The 20,559-nt window shown below is 70.4% G+C and carries 20 protein-coding genes and 1 tRNA gene; 8 read left to right on the top strand and 13 right to left on the bottom strand.

The genetic code is table 11. The features are described 5' to 3' along the window. Positions 1–46: 46 nt before the first annotated feature. From VEC03_RS18260 to VEC03_RS18250, 3 genes are all read right to left on the bottom strand, one after another. Positions 47–123, bottom strand: a tRNA-Val gene (locus tag VEC03_RS18260). Positions 124–170: 47 nt separating this feature from the next. Continuing rightward, a complete protein-coding gene (locus tag VEC03_RS18255; RefSeq protein WP_324918519.1) occupies positions 171–2,378 on the bottom strand; it encodes a bifunctional (p)ppGpp synthetase/guanosine-3',5'-bis(diphosphate) 3'-pyrophosphohydrolase in 2,208 nt (735 codons plus the stop codon). Next, positions 2,375–3,280 (bottom strand): alpha/beta hydrolase, encoded by a 906-nt coding sequence (locus VEC03_RS18250; protein WP_324918517.1) that lies wholly within the window; start codon positions 3,278–3,280, stop codon positions 2,375–2,377. Before VEC03_RS18250 ends, VEC03_RS18255 begins: the two co-directional genes overlap by 4 nt. A gap of 96 nt (positions 3,281–3,376) precedes the next feature. Here VEC03_RS18250 and VEC03_RS18245 point away from each other — a divergent pair, with 96 nt between their 5' ends. Then, positions 3,377–4,147, top strand: a complete 771-nt coding sequence (locus VEC03_RS18245; RefSeq protein WP_324918514.1) for a 3-hydroxybutyrate dehydrogenase — start codon at positions 3,377–3,379, stop codon at positions 4,145–4,147. A 2-nt stretch (positions 4,148–4,149) separates the two neighbouring features. On the opposite strand, the gene VEC03_RS18240 is transcribed toward VEC03_RS18245, so the two are convergent. The 3 genes from VEC03_RS18240 to VEC03_RS18230 are packed head-to-tail and all read right to left on the bottom strand — an operon-like array spanning position 4,150 to position 6,722. Next, positions 4,150–4,965, bottom strand: a complete 816-nt coding sequence (locus tag VEC03_RS18240; protein ID WP_324918511.1) for a metallophosphoesterase — start codon at positions 4,963–4,965, stop codon at positions 4,150–4,152. Continuing rightward, positions 4,962–5,942: a diacylglycerol/lipid kinase family protein gene (locus VEC03_RS18235; protein ID WP_324918508.1), complete on the bottom strand. Its 981-nt coding sequence runs from the start codon at positions 5,940–5,942 to the stop codon at positions 4,962–4,964. The genes VEC03_RS18240 and VEC03_RS18235 overlap by 4 nt, the downstream gene beginning before the upstream one ends. A gap of 48 nt (positions 5,943–5,990) precedes the next feature. Continuing rightward, positions 5,991–6,722 (bottom strand): SIMPL domain-containing protein, encoded by a 732-nt coding sequence (locus VEC03_RS18230; RefSeq protein ID WP_324918504.1) that lies wholly within the window; start codon positions 6,720–6,722, stop codon positions 5,991–5,993. Positions 6,723–6,886: 164 nt separating this feature from the next. Here VEC03_RS18230 and ompR point away from each other — a divergent pair, with 164 nt between their 5' ends. Together ompR and VEC03_RS18220 are read left to right on the top strand one after the other, a co-directional pair. Further along, complete coding sequence (ompR, locus tag VEC03_RS18225) at positions 6,887–7,618, top strand: two-component system response regulator OmpR (protein ID WP_055902032.1); 732 nt, start codon at positions 6,887–6,889, stop codon at positions 7,616–7,618. A 114-nt stretch (positions 7,619–7,732) separates the two neighbouring features. After that, a complete protein-coding gene (locus VEC03_RS18220) occupies positions 7,733–9,190 on the top strand; it encodes a sensor histidine kinase (RefSeq protein ID WP_324918498.1) in 1,458 nt (485 codons plus the stop codon). Between the two features lie 33 nt (positions 9,191–9,223). Here the strand turns inward: VEC03_RS18220 and VEC03_RS18215 are convergent, their stop codons facing one another. The 5 genes from VEC03_RS18215 to VEC03_RS18195 form a co-directional block, all read right to left on the bottom strand. Then, a complete protein-coding gene (locus VEC03_RS18215) occupies positions 9,224–10,666 on the bottom strand; it encodes a coniferyl aldehyde dehydrogenase (protein ID WP_414708518.1) in 1,443 nt (480 codons plus the stop codon). 15 nt (positions 10,667–10,681) lie between these two features. Continuing rightward, the gene (locus tag VEC03_RS18210; RefSeq protein WP_324918492.1) at positions 10,682–10,957 is read right to left on the bottom strand and encodes a KTSC domain-containing protein; all 276 of its coding nucleotides are present in this window, start codon (positions 10,955–10,957) and stop codon (positions 10,682–10,684) included. A 43-nt stretch (positions 10,958–11,000) separates the two neighbouring features. Then, the gene (locus VEC03_RS18205) at positions 11,001–12,194 is read right to left on the bottom strand and encodes a PLP-dependent aminotransferase family protein (protein ID WP_324918708.1); all 1,194 of its coding nucleotides are present in this window, start codon (positions 12,192–12,194) and stop codon (positions 11,001–11,003) included. An 80-nt stretch (positions 12,195–12,274) separates the two neighbouring features. Next, entirely contained in the window at positions 12,275–14,179 is a 1,905-nt protein-coding gene (locus VEC03_RS18200; protein ID WP_324918486.1) for a 3'-5' exonuclease, read from the bottom strand. A 151-nt stretch (positions 14,180–14,330) separates the two neighbouring features. Beyond that, a complete protein-coding gene (locus VEC03_RS18195; RefSeq protein ID WP_324918482.1) occupies positions 14,331–14,954 on the bottom strand; it encodes a hypothetical protein in 624 nt (207 codons plus the stop codon). Positions 14,955–15,107: 153 nt separating this feature from the next. Here VEC03_RS18195 and VEC03_RS18190 point away from each other — a divergent pair, with 153 nt between their 5' ends. Beyond that, positions 15,108–15,998 (top strand): YihY/virulence factor BrkB family protein, encoded by an 891-nt coding sequence (locus VEC03_RS18190; protein WP_324918480.1) that lies wholly within the window; start codon positions 15,108–15,110, stop codon positions 15,996–15,998. On the opposite strand, the gene VEC03_RS18185 is transcribed toward VEC03_RS18190, so the two are convergent. Then, positions 15,995–17,617, bottom strand: a complete 1,623-nt coding sequence (locus VEC03_RS18185; RefSeq protein ID WP_324918479.1) for a gamma-glutamyltransferase family protein — start codon at positions 17,615–17,617, stop codon at positions 15,995–15,997. The genes VEC03_RS18190 and VEC03_RS18185 overlap by 4 nt on opposite strands. 33 nt (positions 17,618–17,650) lie before the next feature. Further along, on the bottom strand, positions 17,651–18,568 hold the full coding sequence (locus VEC03_RS18180; RefSeq protein ID WP_324918477.1) for a crotonase/enoyl-CoA hydratase family protein: 918 nt from the start codon (positions 18,566–18,568) through the stop codon (positions 17,651–17,653). Positions 18,569–18,622: 54 nt separating this feature from the next. Here VEC03_RS18180 and nth point away from each other — a divergent pair, with 54 nt between their 5' ends. Genes nth through crcB form a run of 4 tightly spaced genes read left to right on the top strand, consistent with a single transcriptional unit; the run spans position 18,623 to position 20,556 of the window. After that, positions 18,623–19,267: an endonuclease III gene (gene nth, locus VEC03_RS18175; RefSeq protein WP_324918474.1), complete on the top strand. Its 645-nt coding sequence runs from the start codon at positions 18,623–18,625 to the stop codon at positions 19,265–19,267. Positions 19,268–19,310: 43 nt separating this feature from the next. Further along, positions 19,311–19,874: a J domain-containing protein gene (locus VEC03_RS18170; protein ID WP_324918470.1), complete on the top strand. Its 564-nt coding sequence runs from the start codon at positions 19,311–19,313 to the stop codon at positions 19,872–19,874. A 32-nt stretch (positions 19,875–19,906) separates the two neighbouring features. Next, entirely contained in the window at positions 19,907–20,176 is a 270-nt protein-coding gene (locus tag VEC03_RS18165; protein ID WP_324918467.1) for a hypothetical protein, read from the top strand. Then, positions 20,176–20,556 carry a fluoride efflux transporter CrcB gene (crcB, locus tag VEC03_RS18160; protein WP_324918465.1) on the top strand — a complete coding sequence of 127 codons (381 nt, stop codon included), beginning with the start codon at positions 20,176–20,178 and terminating at the stop codon, positions 20,554–20,556. The genes VEC03_RS18165 and crcB overlap by 1 nt, the downstream gene beginning before the upstream one ends. The last annotated feature ends 3 nt before the right edge of the window (positions 20,557–20,559 follow it).

Here is a 20,559-nt window from a genome sequence, read left to right as displayed (position 1 = left end):
AGCCCGAAGGATAACCCTAGGGTGGAGCGAAAGCGGATCGGAAGATTGGTAGGCGCGATTGGACTCGAACCAACGACCCCCACCATGTCAAGGTGGTGCTCTAACCAGCTGAGCTACGCGCCTGAATGTCGTTCGAGAGGCGGGATTGTAGCAGAGGGCAACCGGCCGCTTCAGCGCCGCCGTGCCGCGATCACGCCGGGCACGTCGAGCACCAGTCCGAGCACGCGTGCCAGCCGGTTGGAATCGGCAATCTCGACGGTGAAGGTCATCCACGCAGTGCCGCGTAGCGACTGCGTCTGCACGCCGACCACGTTCATCTTCTCCTTGGCGAACACCTCGGAGATGTCGCGCAGCAGGCCCTGCCGGTCGGCGGCCTCCACCGCCACGTCCACCGGGTACATCGCGGACTCGCCCGCCTTGGACCGGCCCCACTCGACCTCGATCACGCGCTCCGGGTTGCGTCCGGCGATCTCGCGGAAGTTGCTGCAGTCGCGCCGGTGCACGCTGACGCCCTTGCCGCGGGTGACGAAGCCGGCGATGTCGTCGGGCGGGGCCGGCTTGCAGCAGCGCGCGAGCTGGGTCATGAGCGACCCGACGCCGACCACCAGCACCCCGCCGGTGGGCGACTTCTCGGCCGGCCGTGCCTTCTTCAGCAGCAGGTACTGGTCCTGCGGCAGCGGCGGCTCGGCCGGCTTGAACGCGGCCTCGACCTGGCGCAGCGAATACTCCTCCTTGCCCACCGCCAGGAACAGGTCCTCGGCCGTCTTGAAGCCGAGCTGGGCGGCCAGGTCCCCGAGCTTGAGCGCGGTGCGGCCCTCGCGCTGCAGCAGCTTTTCCACCGCCTCCTTGCCACGCGCCAGCGTCTCGGCCTTGGCCTGCTCGTTGAACCAGGCCCGCACCTTGGACTTGGCGCGGTGGCTGGCCAGGAAGCCGAGTTCCGGGTTGAGCCAGTCGCGCGAGGGGCCGCCTTCCTTGGCGGCGACGATTTCCACGGTCTGGCCGTTCTGCAGCGGCGTGTTCAGCGTGACCATGGCGCCGTCCACCCGCGCGCCGCGGCAGCGGTGGCCCAGGCTGGTGTGCACGGTGTAGGCGAAATCCACCGGCGTGGCGCCCTGCGGCAGCTCCACGATCTGGGCATTGGGGGTGAGCACGTAGATGCGGTCCTCGAACAGCCCGCGGCCGGCCCCCGCGAGGTCGCGCTCCCAGGCGAGCAGTTGCCGCAGCACGGCCAGCTTGGCGTCGTACTCGCCGGCGGCGGCCACGCCGCCGTAACCCTTGGCACCCGCCTCCTTGTAGGCCCAGTGCGCGGCCACGCCGTGCTCGGCGTGCTCGTGCATGGCCTGGGTGCGGATCTGGATCTCGATCGCGCGGCCGGCCTCGTCTCGCACCACGGTGTGCAGCGACTGGTAGCCGTTGGGCTTGGGTTTGGCGATGTAGTCGTCGAACTCGGAGGGGATGGACTCGAACTGCTCGTGCACCCAGGACAGGGTGGCGTAGCAGTCGCGCACCTCCGGCACGATCACGCGCAGCGCGCGGATGTCGAACACCTCGTCGAAATCCAGCGACTTGCCGCGCATCTTCTTGACGATGCTGTAGATGTGCTTGGGGCGCCCCTGCACCTGGGCCGCGATGCCCTGCGCCCTCAGCTTGCGCTCCAGCTGCACGCGCAACTGCTCGACGAAGGCCTCCCGCTCGGCCCGCTTCTCGTCGAGCAGCCGGGCCACCTGGTGGTAGGTCTCCGGTTCGAGGAAGCGGAAGGCCAGGTCCTCGATCTCCCACTTGATCTGCCACACGCCCAGCCGGTTGGCCAGCGGCGCGAAGATGGTCAGCGCCTCGCGTGCGACGCCCGCCGGCGGCACCGTCTTGCGCGCCGCATTCCAGCGCAGGGTCTGCAGCCGCGAGGCCAGCCGCAGCATCACGACGCGCAGGTCGCGCGAGAACGCCAGCAGCATCTTGCGCACGTTCTCGGCCTGTTCCTGCGGGAGCTCGCCGGCCTTTTCCGTCTCGTCGCCCGACGACCGTGCCTGGCGCTGCACGCGCACCAGCGCCGTCGTCTCCAGGGCCAGCGCAGCATAGCTCTCGCCGAAGGCCTTGGCGATCACCTCTCCGGGCTTGTTCAGGTGCTGGCAGGCATAGACGAGGTAGCTGGCGGCCTGCATGGCCTCGGAGCCGCCCATGGTCTTGAGGATGGCGGCCACGCCATCCGCGTGGCCCAGCGTGTTCTCGCCGGTATCCAGCGTTTCGCCGGCGATCAACGGCTCGGCGAAGGCACGCGCCCGTGCCAGCGCGTTGGCCTGGCGCGGCAGCGCCTGCTCGGCCGCGGCGATCAGCTCCGGGACCGCGCTGCTGTCCGCAGGTCCGACCGGCTGGCGCTTCATGGCTGCAGCAGGAATTCGACGGCGGCTTCGACCTGGTCGGGCGCGATGAAGGTGGGGGCGTGGCCGACGCCCTCGAATTCGACCAGGCGGGCGTGCGGCCCGCGCCGCGTCATTTCCAGTGCGGTCTCGCGCGACAGCAGGTCCGATTGCGCACCGCGCGTGAGCAGCGTGCGGGCCTCGATCGCGTCATAGAGCGCCCACAGCGTGGCCTCCCCCTGCTGCGCATCGCCGGCCGTCATGCCGCGAAGCGGCACGGCGATGGCCGGGTCGTAGTGCAGGGCCAGGCCGCCCTCCGGCAGCTCGCGCACCATCGCCTGCGACAGCGCGAGCCACTGCTCCGGCGTGTGGGGGCCGAAGCTGGTGGAGATGCGCCACATCGCGTCGGCCGCTTCCTGCAGGGTCCCGAAGCGGCCGGTCTGGCCCAGGTAGGCGCCGATGCGCTCGATGGCCTGCCACTGGATGACCGGGCCTACGTCGTTGAGCAGCAGCCGCCGGATGGGCGACGGCAGCGGCAGCCCCGGCGTGCCGGCGACCGCCATGCCGATCAGCCCGCCCATGCTGGTGCCGCACCAGGACAGGTCCTGCACCGCGGCCTGGGCCTGCAGCTGCCCCAGCATCGCCAGCATGTCGGCCGCATAGGTGGGCAGCACATAGCCCTGCGGGTTCTTCAGCCAGTCGCTGCGGCCGCGGCCCACCACGTCGGGGCAGACCACCCGCAGCGGACCTTCGGCACGTGCCAGCAGCGCCTGCGCCAGCACGTCGAAGTCGCGCCCCTGCCGCGACAGGCCGTGCACGCAGACGATGACCCGCGCGGCGGCAGGGTCGCCCCAGCTCCAGTACGCCATGCGATGTCCGCCGTCCGCGTCGGCACAGGGTACGTAGTTGAGCGTAGGAAGAGCCATGGGGAAAATCGTCCGATACTTGCCGCGACCGCGCGCCATGCAAGGGCACGCTCGAGTCCATCGCATCGTACCAACCCCCATCGGAGACCACATCCCATGCTCAGCGGCAAGACTGCCCTCGTGACCGGCTCGACCAGCGGCATCGGCCTCGGCATCGCCAAGGCCCTCGCCCGCCAGGGCGCCAACATCGTGCTCAACGGCTTCGGCGACGTCGAAGGCCCGAAGGCGGAGGTCGCGGCCCTGGGCGTCAAGGTGGCCTACCACGGCGCCGACATGAGCAAGCCGGCCGAGATCGAGGAGATGATGAAGTACGCCGCCGCCCAGTTCGGGCGGGTGGACATCCTCGTCAACAACGCCGGCATCCAGCACGTGGCCCGCATCGAGGATTTCCCGCCCGAGCGCTGGGACGCCATCATCGCCATCAACCTGTCGAGTGCCTTCCATGCCACGCGGCTGGCGCTGCCGGCCATGAAGGCCGCCAACTGGGGTCGCATCATCAACGTGGCTTCCGTGCATGGCCTGGTCGCCTCGGCCGAGAAGTCGGCCTACGTCGCCGCCAAGCACGGCATCGTCGGCCTGACCAAGGTGACGGCGCTGGAGAACGCCACCACCGGCGTCACCTGCAACGCGATCTGCCCCGGCTGGGTGCTGACACCGCTGGTGCAGAAGCAGGTCGACGCCAAGGCCCAGGCCAACGGCTGGAGCAACGAGGAAGCAACGCGCGCGCTGCTGGGCGAGAAGGAGCCCTCGCTGCAGTTCACCACGCCCGAGGAACTGGGCGAACTGGCCGTGTTCTTCTGCTCCCCTGCCGCCAACAACGTGCGCGGCGTGGCGTGGAACATGGACGGCGGCTGGGCGGCGCAGTAACGCTAGTCCGCCAGCCGCAGCGCGTGCGCGTGCGAGCAGTCGAAGCGATCCTGCGCCAGCTCGTAGTCCCAGCGTTCCACGCGACACTCGCGCGGCGCGTGGTCGGCCGGCGGCGTCCAGCGCACCACGTTCACCGAATTGGGTGACCCGTGCCGCACCCGCAGCGACAGGGCGGTGCCCGCCTGCAGGCAGAACAGCGCGCGCGGCGTGTCCGGCACCCGCGCGCAGGCATCGGTGAGGTAAGGCAGGTGGATGTGGCCGCCCAGCACCAGGTCGGCGCCGGCGCGTGACCAGGCCTGCACGGCGGCGTGGCCGCCCCGCAGCCGGTCGTGCTCGTCCTCCTCGCGCATCACGCACGCCGGCTGGTGCGTGACCACCACCCGCAGCTGCTCGCGCCTCGCCGACTCCAGCCGCCGCGCCACGCGCGCGACCTGCGCCTTCGACACCTCGCCGTGCTTGTGGCGCGCGGGCCGCGTCGTGTTCACGCCCAGCAGCAGCAGGTCCTCGCCATCCAGCTCCGGCTCCAGGTCGGCACCGAAGGCCGCCCGGTAGCCGCCATACGGATCCAGCACGCGCGCCGGCAGGTTGAAGAGGGGAATGTCGTGGTTGCCGGGCAGCGCCAGGATCCGGGCGATGCCCAGCGAATCGCAGAAGGCACGGGCCGCCGCGAACTGGTGCCGGCGGGCCCGCTGGGTGATGTCGCCGCTGAGCACCAGCACGTCCGGGCGCAGCGTCGCTGCCAGCCGCTGAAGTGCCGCGACCACCGGCGGGTCCTCGGTGCCGAAGTGCGTGTCCGAGATGTGCAGCAGCAGGCTCATTCGACCGGCACCCGGTCCTCGGGCCGGGGCAGCAGCAGCCGCAGCGGCCGCGCCGCCACGGCGAAGTGCAGCGGCGTGTCCAGCACGCCGACTTCGCCGTCCGCCGCGATCCGGACCCGGCGCCGGCCCAGCACGCGCACCGTGAGCGTGCGGAAGGCGAAGGAGTCGATCTGCTCCGGATCCCCGAGCCGGCCGAAGGCGCCCTTGAGCATCAGCCACACCATGGCGCCTGTGCCGATGGGGCGGGCGATCAAGGCGGCCAGCCGCCCCTCGCCGACGCGGGCCGCGATGCGCGGCTCCATCCCGATGCGATCGAGCTGCAGGCGGTTGTTGCCGACGAACAGGGTCGGCGTGCGCAACACCCTGCGCTCGCCATCGAGCTCGATCTCCAGCGTGAGCTGGCGCCGCCACTCGAAGATCGTCTTCAGCCCGGCCAGCAGCGCCACCCAGCGGCGCCGGCCGAACTGCTGCTTGAAGGCCTCGCGGTCCTGCAGCAGTTGCGGATACAGGCCGAGGCTGGCGTTGACCAGGAACAGCTGGCCATTGACCTCCGCCACCTGCACCGGCTCGGGTTGCGCCTGCAGCAGCGCGCGGGCGGCCGCTTCCAGTTCCAGCGGGATGCCATGCTCGCGGGCGAACAGGTTGAAGGTGCCCTGCGGCAGCAGGCCGACCGCGCAGCCGCGCTCCCAGGCCGCCCGCGCCACGGTGTTCAGGGTGCCGTCGCCGCCCACCGCCACCAGCACGCCGCCGCATTCGCAGGCGCGTGCCGCAGCGTCGGCGCAGGCGCGCGGCAGTTCGCCGGTGGCCTCCAGGGGGACGAAGCGGAACGGTTGCCCCGCTTCGCGGAACACGGCTTCGAGGATGGCGCGCTTCTCGTCGGCGGCGCTCGCACCCGAGCCCGGGTTGAGCACCACGAACAGCTCGGGGGGCGCGCCGGCGAGCACCGGCCCGCAGGCCGGATCGCGAAGGGCCTCCATGCGGCCCAGATTAGGGGCCGGCCGCGCGGGCGCCCTGTCGGACGCCGGCTATCGAAGCTGTACGGAACCCGACACGTTGACCACCACCGCGGTCTTGCCGGCTTCGACCGGCACCGGTGCATCGGCGGCGGCCTTGGCTTCCATCGCCATCACGCGCGGGCGCGGCGGCGGGGCCTCGTCCTGCGCGTGCACCGAGACCTCGCGCAGCGTGTAGCCGGTGAAGCCGAAGGCCTTGGCCAGCTCGCCGGCCTTGCTGCGGAAGCGCTCGACCGCCTGGCCCTGGGCCTCGGCTTCGGCCTGCCGCTTGCGCTCGCGGCTGAGCCGGAACGAGGCGCCCGTCATCGCCATGCCAGGCAGGCGGCCGGCCACCTGTCCGAGGCGGGCGAAGTCCGTGCCCTCCAGCACCAGTTCGGCCGTGCCGACCCAGGCGGTGATGCGCCCTTCGCGCCCGTAGCGCGGCCCCACGTGGAAGTTGCCGGTGCGCACCTCGAGCGCCCCGGGTTGCACGCTCTTGCGCGCCTCGGCCAGGGCCTGGTCGAGCACACCCTTGAGCTGCGACTGCACCTGAGCGGGATCGCTGCCCTCGCGCGTGACGGCCAGCTGGAGGCTCAGCAGGTCCTGCGGCACCTCGACGGCCGCCGAGGCGGCCAGCTGGACCACGTTCTCGGGGGCCGGCGCGGGCACCGGCACGAGTTGCGCCTGGGCCGCGAAGCCGGACAGCAGGGCAGCTGCCAGCAGCGGACGATGGATGGAGCGGGGGAAGCTGATCGGGAAAGTCATCGATGCTTGAATGTTTCTTCGGGCGCGGAGTTCACGCTTGAAGAGTGATTCATTCCCATGCGCCGCAACTTGTGTAACAGTGTGTCAGGCACCCGTCCGATCCACGTTTTTCCCGGTGCAAGGCCCTCAGAATCGGCTCTGTTACAAATACGTTTTGGATCATCATGACACAAGCTGCAGCCCGCACCGACAAGATCCTCGTGGTCGACGACGATGCCCGCATCCGCGACTTGCTCAGGCGATACCTGACCCAGGAGGGCTTCGAAGTCATCCTCGCCGAGGACGGCAAGGCCCTCAACCGGCTGATGCTCCGCGAGACGGCCGACCTCATCGTGCTGGACCTGATGATGCCGGGCGAGGACGGACTGTCCATCTGCCGCCGGCTCCGGGCCGCCAACGACCGCACCCCCATCATCATGCTCACCGCCAAGGGCGAGGACGTGGACCGCATCGTCGGGCTCGAGGTGGGCGCCGACGACTACCTCGGCAAGCCCTTCAATCCGCGCGAGCTGCTGGCCCGCGTGCACGCCGTGCTGCGCCGCCGCCCGGCCCAGGAAGCGCCGGGCGCCCCGTCCAGCGAGAACGAGGTGGTCACCTTCGGCCCCTTCGCCTTCGACCTGGGCGCCCGCACCCTGCGCAAGAACGGCGACGAGCTGCCGCTGACCACCGGCGAGTTCGCGATGCTCAAGGCGCTGGTGCGCCACCCGCGCCAGCCGCTGTCGCGCGAGAAGCTGGCCCAGCTGGCACGCGGCCGCGAGTTCGAACCCTTCGACCGCAGCCTGGACGTGCAGGTCTCGCGCCTGCGCAAGCTGGTGGAACTCGATCCCTCGGCGCCCCGCTACATCCAGACCGTGTGGGGCGTGGGCTACGTGTTCGTGCCGGACGGCGCGGGCTGAGTCCGCGTCCGACCTCGCCATGGGCCGATGGCGAATGACAAGTGAGCCGCAGCACTCGACAATGCGGCCCATGACCTCCCGAGGTCATCCGTCATCCGTCATCCGCCATTGCCAATGATCCGAGGGGTTTCGACCAGCATAGACGCCACCGGGCCCGCGCCGCTCGAGACGGCCCCGGCCCCGCTGGAGATGCGACCGCGCGTGGGCCTGTCCCTGTTCTGGCGCACGTTCTTCCTGTTGTCGCTGCTGCTGATCGGCTCCATCGTCGCCTGGCTGCAGACCTTCCGCGCGCTCGAGTTCGAGCCGCGGGCCGTGCAGACGTCCCAGCAGATCGCCTCGCTGGTGAACCTCAGCCGGGCCGCGCTGCGCTACTCCGACGCCATCGCCCGCGTCTCGCTGATCAAAACCCTGGCCGAGCAGGAAGGCGTGCGCATCCTGCCGAGCAAGCCGACCGACGTCTACGTGGTGTTCGATTCCGCGTCGCTCGACGAGCGCGTGGCCGACGAGCTGCTCAAGCGCCTGGGGCCCGGCACCATCCTGGCCTCGGCCGTGAATGGCGAGCAAGGATTCTGGGTCGGGTTCAAGATCGACTCCGACGCCTACTGGCTCCTGATGGACCGCGATCGATTCGCCCGCGTGGGCGGCCGCACCTGGCTGATCTGGCTGATCACCGCGGCCGGCCTTTCGCTGGCCGGCGCCGCCCTGATCGCCCGCCTGATCAACCGGCCGCTCAAGCAGCTGTCGTTCGCGGCAAGCCGCGTGCGCGACGGCGATTTCGACGCCAGCCGGCTGGACGAGAAGGCCGTCACCAGCGAGATCCGCGAGGTCAACATCGGCTTCAACCGCATGGCGCAGCAGCTCGCCAAGATCGAGCAGGACCGCGCCGTCATGCTGGCCGGCATCTCGCACGACCTGCGCACGCCGCTGGCGCGGCTGCGGCTGGAAACCGAGATGAGCGTGGCCGACCCGGAAGCGCGCGAGCACATGGCGTCCGACATCGACCAGCTCGACGCCATCATCGACAAGTTCCTCGACTACGCCCGGCCCGACCACGCCGAGCTCAAGCCGGTCAACCTGCGCAGCGTGGTGGAGGCCTGCGTCTATGCGGTGCAGGACCACGGCGACATGCGGATCAACACCGACGTGCCCAAGGGCCTGTACGTGCTGGCCGACGAGGTGGAGCTGGCGCGCGTGATCGCCAACCTGCTGGAGAACGCGCGCCGCTACGGCAAGACGCCGGAGACCGGCATCGCGGTGGTGGACATCGCCGCCAAGCAGCGCAACGAGTGGGTGCTGCTCAAGGTGCGCGACCACGGCATGGGCGTGGCGCCCGAGGCGCTGCCCAACCTGATCAAGCCCTTCTTCCGCGGCGACGCCGCCCGCACCGCCGCCACCGGCGCGGGGCTGGGCCTGGCCATCGTCGACAAGACCGTGCAGCGCATGGGCGGCATCTTCGCGCTCGCGAACACCACCTCGGGCGGGCTGGCCGCGCACATCAAGCTGCAGCGTCCGCGCGTGCCTATCGTGGAAGAGGCCGAGGCGGAGTCCACGCGGCCGGAAACCGTCGGCTGACGTTGGCCGGGCGGGCGCCTCGCCGGCCGCGGCTCACAGCCGCTTCATCCAGTGCAGCATCCGCCGCGCCAGCGGGCGGTACGGCGGCAGGAACAGCGACAGCGCGTTCACCGGAGACTGCAGGAACACCGGCTTGAGCTTGCTGAAGGTGTCGAAGCCCCAGCGGCCGTGGTAGTGGCCCATGCCGGAAGCACCGACCCCGCCGAAGGGCAGCCCCTCCTGACCGGCGTGCAGCAGCGTGTCGTTCACCGTCATGCCGCCGGCTGGCAGGGCGCGCATCGCGAGGTCGGTGCGCGCCCGGTCGCGATCGAACCAGTACAGCGCCAGCGGCCGCGGGCGCTCCTGCACGTAGCGCATGGCCTGCTCCACCGAATCGTAGGGCACCACCGGCAGCACCGGGCCGAAGATCTCCTCGTTCATCACGCGGGTGTCGGCAGGCGGATCCACCAGCAGCAGCGGGGCCATCCGGTGCCGCGCGTCGCTGCGCTGCTCGCCCGTGAACAGGGGCACACCGAGACTGCCCCGCTCCTGCGCCTCGGCCACGCCGGCCAGCAGGCGCTCGTACTGGCGCTCGTTGACGATGCTGCAGTAGTCGGTATCGGCCAGGCCGGACGGGTACATGCGCCGGGCCTGCTGCTGCGCGGCCTGCACGAAGGCCTCGAGTTCGGGCCGGTGCACCAGCACGTAGTCGGGCGCGATGCAGGTCTGCCCGGCGTTGACCAGTTTGCCCATCAGGAGGCGCTCGACGGCATGGGCCATCGGGTAGCCCGGCGTCACCACGCCGGGCGACTTGCCGCCCAGCTCCAGCGTGACCGGGGTGAGGTTGGGCGCCGCCGCCGCCATCACCTTGCGGCCGACCGGGGTCGAACCGGTGAACAGCAGGTGGTCGAAGGGCAGCGCGCTGAACTGCACCGCGACGTCGGCCCCGCCGGTGACCACCACCACTTCGTCGGCACCGAAGGCCTCGCCCACCAGACGCTGCATCAGCTCGCCGTAGGCGGGCGTGAACTCCGACAGCTTGAGCATCGCCCGGTTGCCGGCGGCCAGCGCCGCGGCCAGCGGGGTCACGGCCAGGTTCAGGGGGTAGTTCCAGGGCACGATGATGCCGACCACGCCCAGCGGCTGCGGCACGATGCGGGCCCGGGCCGGCAGGAACCACTTGCCGACGCCGGCGCGGCGCGGCTTCATCCAGCCACGGCCGTGCCGCAGCGCGCCCTTGATCTCCTCCAGGCTGGGCCAGACCTCGATGATCTCGGTCTCGATCGACGGGCGGTTGCCGAAATCCTGGTGGATGGCCGCCGCGATCGCCGGCTCGTGGTCGCGCACCAGCTGCAGCAGCCGGCGCAGGCGCTGCTCGCGCACCGGCCATTCCGGCCAGGGCTCGGCGGCCTGGGCCGCACGCAGCCGTTCGAACTGCAGCGCCAGGGCCTGCGCGGCCCCGGGCGTCGTTCCCGCGCCCGCGGCGCGTGCGTCCATGGTCACTGCGTCCATCTAGTCGCTCCCTCCACCGAACAGGTCGCCGAGTGTCTTGCCGCTGCCGCCCTGCCCTTCGGGCTTGCCTGGCGTGCCCTTGGGGTACTCCTCGGCGATGCGGTCTTCCCAGTAGGTCGCGGGGTTGGGTGCGCTGCACAGGCGCCGGAACACCTCCTGCGGCACGTGCTTGTAGGCCAGCACCGAGCGGTTGTCGAAGTGCAACTCGAGCTGGCGTGTACCGGGGTCGTAGTCCGCGCGACGGATGCGCCCGCTGGTGAACACCTGGCTGGTCATGGCATCACCTCCTGGTCGGTACGACGGCCTCGCGCAGCCGCTGCTACAGCGCCTTGCCGAGCCGCGCGATGCCTTCGCGGATCTTGTCCACGTCGGCGGTGGCGAACGACAGGCGCAGCGAACTGGCATCCGGATCCCGGGCGAAGAAAGGTGCGCCCGGCACGAACGCCACCCCCTGCTCGATGGCACGCCGGGCGAACTCGCCGGCATCGCGGACCTTGCCGCCGGCCCCGGTGAGCCGCGCCCAGAAGAACAGGCCGCCCTGCGGCTGGGTGAAGGTGATCGCGTCGCCCAGTTCGCGCTGCAGCGCGTCACCCATGGCCTGCGCCCGCTCGGCATAGACCTGGCGCACGTGCTTCAGCGTGGCCGGCATGCGCCCGCTGCGCAGGTACTGCGCCGCCGTCGCCTGGGCGAAGGTGCTGGTGTGGGCGTCGCTGAACTGCTTGCACATGGTGGCCTTGGCCAGCAGCTCCGCCGGCGCCACCAGCCAGCCCACGCGCAGGCCCGGCGACAACACCTTGCTCATGCTGCCGCAGTGCGCCAGCCACTCGCGCGAGCCGGGCACTTCGCTGCACAGCGCCAGCAGCGAGGGCGGCGGCGGCTCGGGGCTGAAGAACAGGTCGCCGTAGGGGTCGTCCTCGACGATCAGCGTCTTGTACTTCACGGCCAGCTCCAGCACCTTGCGCCGGCGCTCCAGCGACAGCAGCGCGCCGCTGGGGTTGCCGAAGGTGGGGATCAGGTAGACGAACTTGGGGCGGTGCTCGGCGATCAGCGCCTCGAGCCGATCCACCTGCACGCCCTCCGCGTCGATCGGCGCGGAGACGAGGTCGGCCCCATACAGCCGGAAGCACTGGATGGTGGCCAGGAAGGTGGGCCCTTCCACGATCACCTTGTCGCCGGGCCCGACCAGCGTCTTGCCCAGCAGGTCGAGCGCCTGCTGGCTGCCCGTCGTGACGATCAGCTGGCTGGCTTCCAGGCCGGCCACGCCCTTGGCCTGCTCGAACGCGGCCAGCTGCTGGCGCAGCGGGTCGTAGCCTTCAGTGGCACCGTACTGCAGCGCGGCGCCCGGCTCCTCGGCGAGCGCCTTCTGGCTGGCCTCGCGCAGGCCCTCGACGTCGAACATGGCGCTGTCCGGAAAGCCGCCGGCGAAGGAAATGATGCCCGGCTTGCCGAGCAGCTTGAACAGTTCGCGGATGGCGGAGGTTTCGACGTTGTCGAGGCGGGAGGCGAAAGGCAGAGGCATGGGGATCCTGGAATATGGCGGGGAAACCTGTTCTATTGTGGCGCCAACAACGGAGCCCACCATTGCTCCGCCATCTACGCAGGGGCAGGCTCCGGGGCAAGCCCGGCGGCCCCGGTGTCAACGGGTTGCCCGTAGGCGCGGCGCACCCGATCCACGCTTTGCGCAACCTGGGCAACCAACACATTGGATCCGACGCTGGACAAGTGCAGGCGGTGCGTGGCCCGGGTCATCCCCACATAGAGCAGGCGCAACTCCTCGTCGCGCCGGGCCGCCGACGTATCGAGTTCGTCCACGCCGGCAACGAACACGACCGGGAACTCCAGCCCTTTGCTGCTATGCAAGGTCGTCAAGCGCACGCACTCGCCTTCCGGCGCCGGCCCCTTCGATGGCCGGACAGGCACGCCCCTGGAGCGGAGGGCCGATTCGATGGATTCCAGTGTGCGATGGCGGGGGGCCAGCACGGCGATGTCGGCCGGCGAACGGCCTGCGGCAAGCTCCTCGGCAATCGCGTCCGCAATGTGCGCGGCTTCCTTGCGACCGTCGGCAAAGGCGTGCAACGTAGGCACGGGTCCGCTGCGTCCAGCCGACTGCGGCACGACCAACGGCGCCGCATCCTCGCTGGCAACCGAAGGGCCCTGCAACAGGGTACCGGCGCATTCCATCGCTACGGCCAGCACCTCGGTGGTGTTGCGATAGTTGATCTTCAGGATCTCGGTCCGACCCTGGGCCTCAATTCCCAGCTTCGCGAAGCTCATCCTGCGGCGCGACTTCTGGTAGATCGACTGCGCATCGTCGTACAGGACCAGCAGCGAGCGCGTGGCCGGATCCACCATCTGCGCTGTCGCTGCCAGCCAGTCGTCAGCCAGGTCGTGCGCTTCATCGATCAGGATGGCCGCATACTGGCCTTTCGGGATGCGCTCGCTGGCAATGCCCTGGCATGCGAGGCTGGCGAGTGCATCGAGCTCGTCGTGCGACAAGCGGGGGCGGACCGGCGCGAGCTGGTAGGTTCGGACCAGGTCCAACGCCCACGCGTGAAAGGTGCTGACCTGGACGTTGCGGCCTACGCCCTTGAGACGCAGCATCAGCTCGATCCGCTCGGCCAGGTTCTTGTTGTAGCAGAGCACGAGCACAGGCTTGCCTTCGCGCGCGATCGCCTCGAGCTGCGCGGCACGAAAGATCAGGATCATGGTCTTGCCGGAGCCAGCCGGCCCATGGATCACGCGGTGCCCCTCGCCGAGTCCGCGCGCCACGGATTCCTGTTGCAGGTCCATGACGTGCAGCAGGTCCTGGACCAGCAGCCGCGAAGGGCTGGGATCCAGCGGCAGGGACTGCTGCACGCCGACCCGCAGCTCGGGAAACAGCAACCCTCGCACGATGTTCATCTGCGGCAAGGTGAGGTGGGCCGACCAGCCGACGCTGAACATGCCCCACAACTTCTCCTGGAACGCCATGCTGTCCAGGTCGTCGGCAAGGTCTTCTGCCAGCAGCACCTTGTGCGGCTCGAACACGGCATGAAAGCTCGGATCGGCCTCCACGTCGGACCGCTTCACGTGGCTGAGAACCGCGCCCCAACCCCAAGGCATCAGCGGCTTGCCCCTGTGGCGACCCTCCGGATGAAGCAGCTCCGGAATCTTCTGCACCTGGTGCATCAGGTCCTGGACGTAATCACGTGCCTGGGCAACAGGATGCCGCTGGTGAACCGTACCGGACTCGGTGTCCAGCTGCACCAGCATGGGGTTGGCATCCCGGATGTTTTGGCGCTTCCATGCCTTGACTTCCAGCACCAGCAGTCCGCGCCTGGGATGGAGGATCACGAAATCCGGCTCACGGCCGGATCCCATGATGGGAATGTTGTGCCAGATCGTGTAGTCGTCCTCGAGGTGCCGTGCGAGTGCTTCCAGCACCCTGGCCTCTCCTCGATTGGCCTGTTCCCGAATGCGCTCGCGAATGCGTGTCTTGCCTTGAGGAAAAATCGCCAAGTCCCGATCCCCCTTGGCTGGAGTCTAGCCAAGAGCACACGCCAGCTAGCCGCGGATGGGTTCAATCCATGCCAAGCCCGACTGCGTCGGTCCGCGGCCCCCGCCGGAGGGACGCCCTGGATCCCGCCTGCAGGCGCCGTGCCGGGAAAGCTCAGCGCGATGGCTTGTCCCGCTCCCCGCGGCGGACTTCCTCGCGTTCCTGGTCAGGGTCGCGCAGGTCCAGCGGCCGCTGTTCGCCGACGTCGCCGGCGGCGAGCGCACGTTCGCGGATGCCCTCGGAGCGGTCGCTCCAGGCGGGCTCTCGGCTCTCGGCGAATCCCGGCGGGGCGTCCGGGCCCGTGTCCTCGGCGCGGGCGCCCAGGATGTCGTGGACCGTCAGCCGGCTCGGACTATGGTGGACCGCGACGTCGGCGGCCTGCAGGTCGTGCAGCAGGTCGCGGGCACGCTGTGCCTCGCGTTCGTCGACGTTGTCCACCACCAGCACGGTGCGGCCGCTGTCCACGGCGCGCGACCAGGTCTCGTGGCGGCGCTCGGGATCGTCCGCGCCGAACAGGTGCACGAAGAAGCCGGCGACCTTGTCCACCATGTCGCGGCTGGCGGCGATCTCGCGATCGGTGCCCTCCCACGCGCGCGGGTCCTCGCCCATGCTGTCGGAGTCGGTGGGGCCGCGGTGCTGCAGGTGGATGTCGCGCCGGGCGAAGCCGGCCTGGACCAGCCGCTCGCGGGCACGCTCGGCCGTGTCGCGGTCGTCGAAGGTGCAAAGCGCGGTATGCATCGGATACCTCCTGGGTCTGCCTTCCTTCATACGCCGCCAAGCGCACGGGTCCAGCGGACCGGCGGGCATCCCGGCGTAGGCGCGGGACTACGCGCCGGCTCGGCCGTTGCGAACGCCGGCGTTCACCGGCACGATCTATAAGAAGCGCTCGCCATGCTCGGTCCCCGCACGCTCCTGCGCCTCGCCATCCAGGCCGTCAAGGCCTGGTCCAACGACTACGCGCCTTCGATGGGCGCGGCGATCTCGTACTACACGGTGTTCTCGCTGGCGCCCCTGCTCGTGATCGTGATCGCCGTGGCCGGCGGTGTGTTCGGGCGCGAGGCGGTGATGGGCGAGATCACGGGCCAGATCTCGGGCATGGTGGGCACCCAGGGCGCGCAGATGGTCGAGCGGCTGGTGGCGCAGCACAGCGACACCGAGCGCGGCCTCGTCGCCGGCCTCACCAGCTTCGCGCTGCTGCTGGTGGGCGCGACCACGGTGTTCGCCGAGTTGCAGAACGCGCTGGACCGGATCTGGAAGGTGCCGGAGGCGGACAAGCCGGCCGGGATCGTCGGCATGCTGCGCTCGCGTCTGCTGTCCTTCGGGCTGATCCTGGCGGTGGCCTTCCTGCTGATGGTGTCGCTGGTGGTCAGCGCCGTGCTGGCCACGGTGGGCACCTGGGCCGGCGGGCTGGTGCCGGGCTGGGAGGCGCTGCTGCAGGCGCTGAACCTGCTGCTGTCCATGGCCTTCCTGTCGGCGCTGTTCGCGACCATCTTCAAGCTGATGCCCTCCGCCCCGGTGCGCTGGAACGACGTCTGGGTGGGCGCCGTCGTCACCGCGCTGCTGTTCGAGGTCGGCAAGCTGCTGATCGGCCTGTACATCGGCAAGAGCCGCGTCAACGAATCCTTCGAGGCGGCCGGCGCGCTCGTGGTCCTGCTGGTGTGGGTGTACTACGCCGCGCAGATCTTCCTGCTGGGGGCGGAGTTCACAAAGGCCTACGCCGACGCGCACGGCTCGCTGTCGGGGCCGCGCAAGGCCCCGCAGGAGAACCCGACGCGCGACTAGAAGCCGGCCGCGAGCCCGTCGCGGCGCGAGTCCGACGCGGCCACGTAGCCTTCCACCTTCGGATCACCGGCACGCCAGATGAACTGGCCGGCGCCGAAGTCCTGGTAGTTGTCGTCGATCACCTCGACCTGGTGCCCGCGGGCAGCCAGCTCGCGCACCGTGGCCTTGTCCATCTGCTGCTCGACGTTGATCTCCAGGCCGGCGTTGAAGCGCCAGCGCGGCGCGTCGCAGGCGGCTTGCGGGCTCTGCCGGTAGTCGAGCATGCGCACCAGCGTCTGCACGTGGCCCTGGGGCTGCATGTTCGCGCCCATCACGCCGAAGGACATGACGGGCTCGACCCGCCCGTCCACCCGACGGGTGAGGAAGGCCGGGATGATGGTGTGGAACGGCCGCTTGCCCGGCGCCACCTGGTTGGCGCCTTCGCGCAGGCTGAACCCATGGCCGCGGTTCTGAAGGCTGATGCCGAAGCTCGGCTCCACCACGCCGGAGCCGAAGCCCATGTAGTTGCTCTGGATGAAGCTGACCATCATCCCGTTCTCGTCGGCGGCGGTCAGGTAGATGGTGCCGCCCTTGGCCGGGTTGCCGGCGCCGAAGTCCTGCGCCTTCTTCGGATCGATCAGCCGGGCGCGGGACGCGAGGTAGGCGTCATCCAGCATCTGCGCGGCCGTCACTTCCATGGACGAGGGCTCGGCCACGTAGCGGTACACGTCGGCGAAGGCCAGCTTCATGGCCTCGATCTGCAGGTGCTGGGAGTCGGCGCCGTCCACCGGCAGGCCGGCCAGGTCGAAGCGCTCGAGGATGCCCAGCGCGATCAGGGCGGCGATGCCCTGCCCGCTGGGCGGGATCTCGTGCAGCGTGTAGCCGCGGTAGTCGCGCTCGATGGGCTGCACCCATTCCGGCTTGAAGCTGGCGAAATCCGCCGCCGTGATCGAGCCGCCATGCTCGCCCACGAAGCGCTCGATCGCCTGCGCGATCTCGCCGCCGTAGTAGGCGGCGCCGCGGCTCTCGGCGATACGCCGCAGGGCCCGCGCCGCGGCCGGGAACCGGAACAGCTCGCCGACGCGGGGCGCCCGGCCCCAGGGCAGGAAGGACTGCGCGAAGCCCGGCAGCGAACCCAGCTCGGGCGTGGCCGCGGCCCACTTCTGCTGCACCACCACCGGCAGCAGGTAGCCGCGCTCGGCGATCTCGATGGCCGGCTCCAGTAGGTCGGCAAAGGGCAGCTTGCCGAAGCGCTCCGAGAGGGCGACCCAGCCGGACACCGCACCGGGCACCGTGATCGAATCGGGGCCGCGCTTGGGCGGGCTGGCGGCGTCCTGGCCGTACTGGCGGCGGAAGTAGTCCGGGGTCCAGCTGGCGGGCGCACGACCGGCCGCGTTGAGCCCGTGCAGCGACTGGCCATCCCACAGGATGGCGAAGGCATCGCTGCCCAGGCCGTTGCTGACCGGCTCGCAGATCGTCATCGCCGCGGCGGCCGCGATGGCGGCATCCACCGCATTGCCGCCCTTCCACATCATGCGCAGCCCGGCCTGCGCGGCCAGCGGGTGCGAGGTGGAGACGACGTTGCGCGCGAGGACGGGAATGCGCGTGGTGGGATAGGGGTTGTGGAAGTCGAAGGGCATGGCGGGTGGCGGAACGCGTTCGCGGATCGACCGTCATTGTCCCTGCTGCCCGCGCCTCTTCCGCTCGTCGAGCTCGGCGATACGGGCACGCGCGTCCTCGCCCTCGGGGATGGGCTGGCCACTGTCGCGCCACTGGACGGCCGCCTTGAAGCCCTCCGCCTGCGCGTAACGGCGGAACCACAGGCCTTCCGGGTTGTGCCGGGTGATGCCGTCGAACACGGTGGCGAGCTGCTGGGATTGCTCCAGGCCCTGCGCCAGCATCACCTGGTTGACCACCAGCTTGTGCATGGCCAGGTGGCTGCGCGGCACGCCGGCGATGCGCTGCGCCAGCTGCATCGTGGCCTCCTCCAGCTGCGCCGCCGGCACGCACGCGTTGGCCAGCCCCCAGTCGGCAGCCGTGCGGCCGTCGATCGTGTCGCCGGTGAACATCAGCTGCTTGGCGCGGGTGGGGCCCAGCCGGAAGGTCCACATCGCGGTGGTCGGGCAGCCCCACACCCGGGTGGGCATGTAGCCGATGCGCGCATCCTCGGCCATCACCAGCAGGTCGCAGCACAGCGCGATGTCGCTGCCGCCGGCCACCGCATGGCCGTGCACCTTGGCGATGGTCGGCTTGGGGCTGCGCCACAGCGCCATGAAGTCCTCGGTGTTGCGCTTCATGTAGGCGTAGTCGGCCATCGGGTCCCAGGGGAAGCGTTCCTGCTGGCATGGATGGTCGACCTCGCCCTGGCCGAACACGGTCAGGTCGTAGCCGCCGCAGAAGCCTTTGCCGGCGCCCTCGACCACGATCACGTGCACCTCGTCGTCGGCATCGGCCCACTCGACCGCCTGGCGCAGCTCGCGCGGGGTGGCCTCGCCGATCGCATTGAGGCGCTCGGGCCGGTTCAGCACCAGGCGGGCGATGCGCGGGTTGGATGCGTCCTTGCGGATGTAGAGGGTCTCGAAGTCGGGCATGGCGGGCCTCCTGGATGACCGGGTGACGTTAACACCGGCCTACACTCCGCAGCCGTGAAAGACGCCGACGTCGAACCCTTCTTCGCCACCCTGAAGGCGGCCAATCCCTCCCCGCAATCCGAACTGGAATACAGCAGCGTCTTCGAGCTGCTGGCGGCCGTGCTGCTGTCGGCGCAGGCCACCGACGCCGGTGTCAACAAGGCGACACGCCGGCTGTTCGTGGTGGCGCCGAGCCCGCAGGCCATGCTGGACCTGGGCCTGGACGGGCTCGAGAGCCACATCCGCACCATCGGCCTGTACCGCACCAAGGCGCGCAACCTGCTGGAGACCTGCCGGCTGCTGCTGGAGCGCCACGGCGGCGAGGTGCCGCGCACCCGCGAAGCCCTGGAGGCCCTGCCCGGGGTGGGCCGCAAGACGGCCAACGTGGTGCTGAACGTGGCCTTCGGCGAGCCGACCATGGCGGTGGACACGCACATCTTCCGGGTCGCCAACCGCACCGGCCTGGCGCCAGGCAAGGATCCGCTGCAGGTCGAGATGAAGCTGCTGCAGCGGGTGCCCGAGGCCTACATGGCCGATGCGCACCACTGGTTGATCCTGCACGGACGCTACGTGTGCGTGGCGCGCCTGCCCCAATGCTGGCGCTGCGCCGTGCGCGCCTACTGCGACTACGAACCGAAGACGCCGCCACCCCGCACGTAATGCCGGATGCATCACGTTCCGGTCCGTGATAGGGTCCGGCCCCATGTCTGCCAAGGGTCCCGCCTCCTTGTACGACGTGCTGGGGTTGAGCCCCGCGGCGTCGGCGCAGGACGTGCGCCAGGCCTGGCGCCGCCTCGCGCAGCAGCACCACCCGGATCGCAGCGACACGGCCGACAGCGAGGCCATGGCCCTGATCAACCAGGCCTACGAGGTGCTGTCCGATGCCGACCGCCGAGCCCGCTACGACTTCGGCCGCACCCGCTCCACCGAGCCGCGCCAGCCGGGCCGCGTCCGGCTGCCGGCCGATCGCACCAAGGCTCGCCTGGCCTGGGGTGCGGCCATTGCCGTGGCGACCGCCTTCGCCGCCGCGTGGGCACTCGTGGGCCGTTCCGACAGGACCGCATCGCCAGCGGAAGCGGCCGTGGCCCCAGACGTCCCGGCCCGTCCCGCTCGCCCCGCCTCGCCGCGTGCCGTACCGCAGCAGGCCGCCGGGCCGGTCGACACCGAGCCGCCGCTGCGCCTGATTCCCGCGACGCGCATCGAGGCGCGGCGGGTGGCGCCGGACGCCGGGCCCGCGCAGGGCCAGGCCACCGCCCGCCTGCCCTGAGCGTCCAGCGGCGCCCTGCTACATTGGTCCGCATGGATCCCGACGACATCCGGCAGCAGCTGGCCGAGCAGGCCCAGCACATCGAGGCGCTGAAGGACAACCAGTTCGCGCTGGTCGCCCAGGTGCAGGTGCTGCAGGCGGCCCTGGCCAGCGCGCTGAGGCACCACCCGGATCGCGCCGCCGTGCTGGCGAACTTCGAGCGCTACATGCAGGTGGCCAAGGAATCCGCGCCCAACCTGGCCGCCCGCATGGAAGGCCTGGAAGCCGGCATTCGCGCCCTGCTCGACCAGCCCCCCGCCTGATGGCGGCCGTCCTCCTGCTCTGCCTGGGCGCCTCGGCCGGGGCGCTGGCCCGGTGGCATCTCTCGCTCTGGCTGAACACCGGCAGCACCTGGCTGCCCTTGGGCACCCTGGCCGCCAACCTGGCCGGCGGCTGGCTGATCGGGCTGCTGGTGGCCATCCTGCAGGCGCAGCCGCAGCTCGATCCGCTCTGGCGGCTGGCGTTGATCACCGGCTTCCTCGGCGCCCTGACCACCTTCTCGACGTTCTCGATGGAGACCGTGCAGCTGCTGCAGGCCGGGCGCATCGGCCAGGCCCTCGCCCTGTCGGCGCTGCACCTGGTCGGGTCGCTGGCGCTGACTTGGGTGGGCTTGCGATGCGGGGAATGGGTGCTGGGGCGATAGCCG

Origin of the sequence: Ramlibacter sp. (assembly GCF_035627355.1) — a bacterium.
GTDB lineage: Bacteria > Pseudomonadota > Gammaproteobacteria > Burkholderiales > Burkholderiaceae_C > Ramlibacter.
Note: the sequence above shows the minus strand (reverse complement) of the source record. Positions and strands in the feature narration are given on the sequence as shown.

Excerpts from the sequence above, each read along its gene's own strand:
- VEC03_RS18190 (WP_324918480.1), top strand. The coding sequence starts at position 15,108 with ATGCTCGGTCCCCGCACGCTCCTGCGCCTCGCCATCCAGGCCGTCAAG.
- VEC03_RS18185 (WP_324918479.1), bottom strand. The coding sequence starts at position 17,617 with ATGCCCTTCGACTTCCACAACCCCTATCCCACCACGCGCATTCCCGTC.
- VEC03_RS18180 (WP_324918477.1), bottom strand. The coding sequence starts at position 18,568 with ATGCCCGACTTCGAGACCCTCTACATCCGCAAGGACGCATCCAACCCG.
- VEC03_RS18210 (WP_324918492.1), bottom strand. The coding sequence starts at position 10,957 with ATGACCAGCCAGGTGTTCACCAGCGGGCGCATCCGTCGCGCGGACTAC.
- VEC03_RS18230 (WP_324918504.1), bottom strand. The coding sequence starts at position 6,722 with ATGACTTTCCCGATCAGCTTCCCCCGCTCCATCCATCGTCCGCTGCTG.
- crcB (WP_324918465.1), top strand. The coding sequence starts at position 20,176 with ATGGCGGCCGTCCTCCTGCTCTGCCTGGGCGCCTCGGCCGGGGCGCTG.
- VEC03_RS18165 (WP_324918467.1), top strand. The coding sequence starts at position 19,907 with ATGGATCCCGACGACATCCGGCAGCAGCTGGCCGAGCAGGCCCAGCAC.
- VEC03_RS18245 (WP_324918514.1), top strand. The coding sequence starts at position 3,377 with ATGCTCAGCGGCAAGACTGCCCTCGTGACCGGCTCGACCAGCGGCATC.
- VEC03_RS18255 (WP_324918519.1), bottom strand. The coding sequence starts at position 2,378 with ATGAAGCGCCAGCCGGTCGGACCTGCGGACAGCAGCGCGGTCCCGGAG.
- VEC03_RS18195 (WP_324918482.1), bottom strand. The coding sequence starts at position 14,954 with ATGCATACCGCGCTTTGCACCTTCGACGACCGCGACACGGCCGAGCGT.
- VEC03_RS18215 (WP_414708518.1), bottom strand. The coding sequence starts at position 10,666 with ATGGACGCACGCGCCGCGGGCGCGGGAACGACGCCCGGGGCCGCGCAG.
- ompR (WP_055902032.1), top strand. The coding sequence starts at position 6,887 with ATGACACAAGCTGCAGCCCGCACCGACAAGATCCTCGTGGTCGACGAC.
- VEC03_RS18250 (WP_324918517.1), bottom strand. The coding sequence starts at position 3,280 with ATGGCTCTTCCTACGCTCAACTACGTACCCTGTGCCGACGCGGACGGC.
- VEC03_RS18240 (WP_324918511.1), bottom strand. The coding sequence starts at position 4,965 with ATGAGCCTGCTGCTGCACATCTCGGACACGCACTTCGGCACCGAGGAC.
- VEC03_RS18235 (WP_324918508.1), bottom strand. The coding sequence starts at position 5,942 with ATGGAGGCCCTTCGCGATCCGGCCTGCGGGCCGGTGCTCGCCGGCGCG.
- VEC03_RS18170 (WP_324918470.1), top strand. The coding sequence starts at position 19,311 with ATGTCTGCCAAGGGTCCCGCCTCCTTGTACGACGTGCTGGGGTTGAGC.
- VEC03_RS18220 (WP_324918498.1), top strand. The coding sequence starts at position 7,733 with ATGATCCGAGGGGTTTCGACCAGCATAGACGCCACCGGGCCCGCGCCG.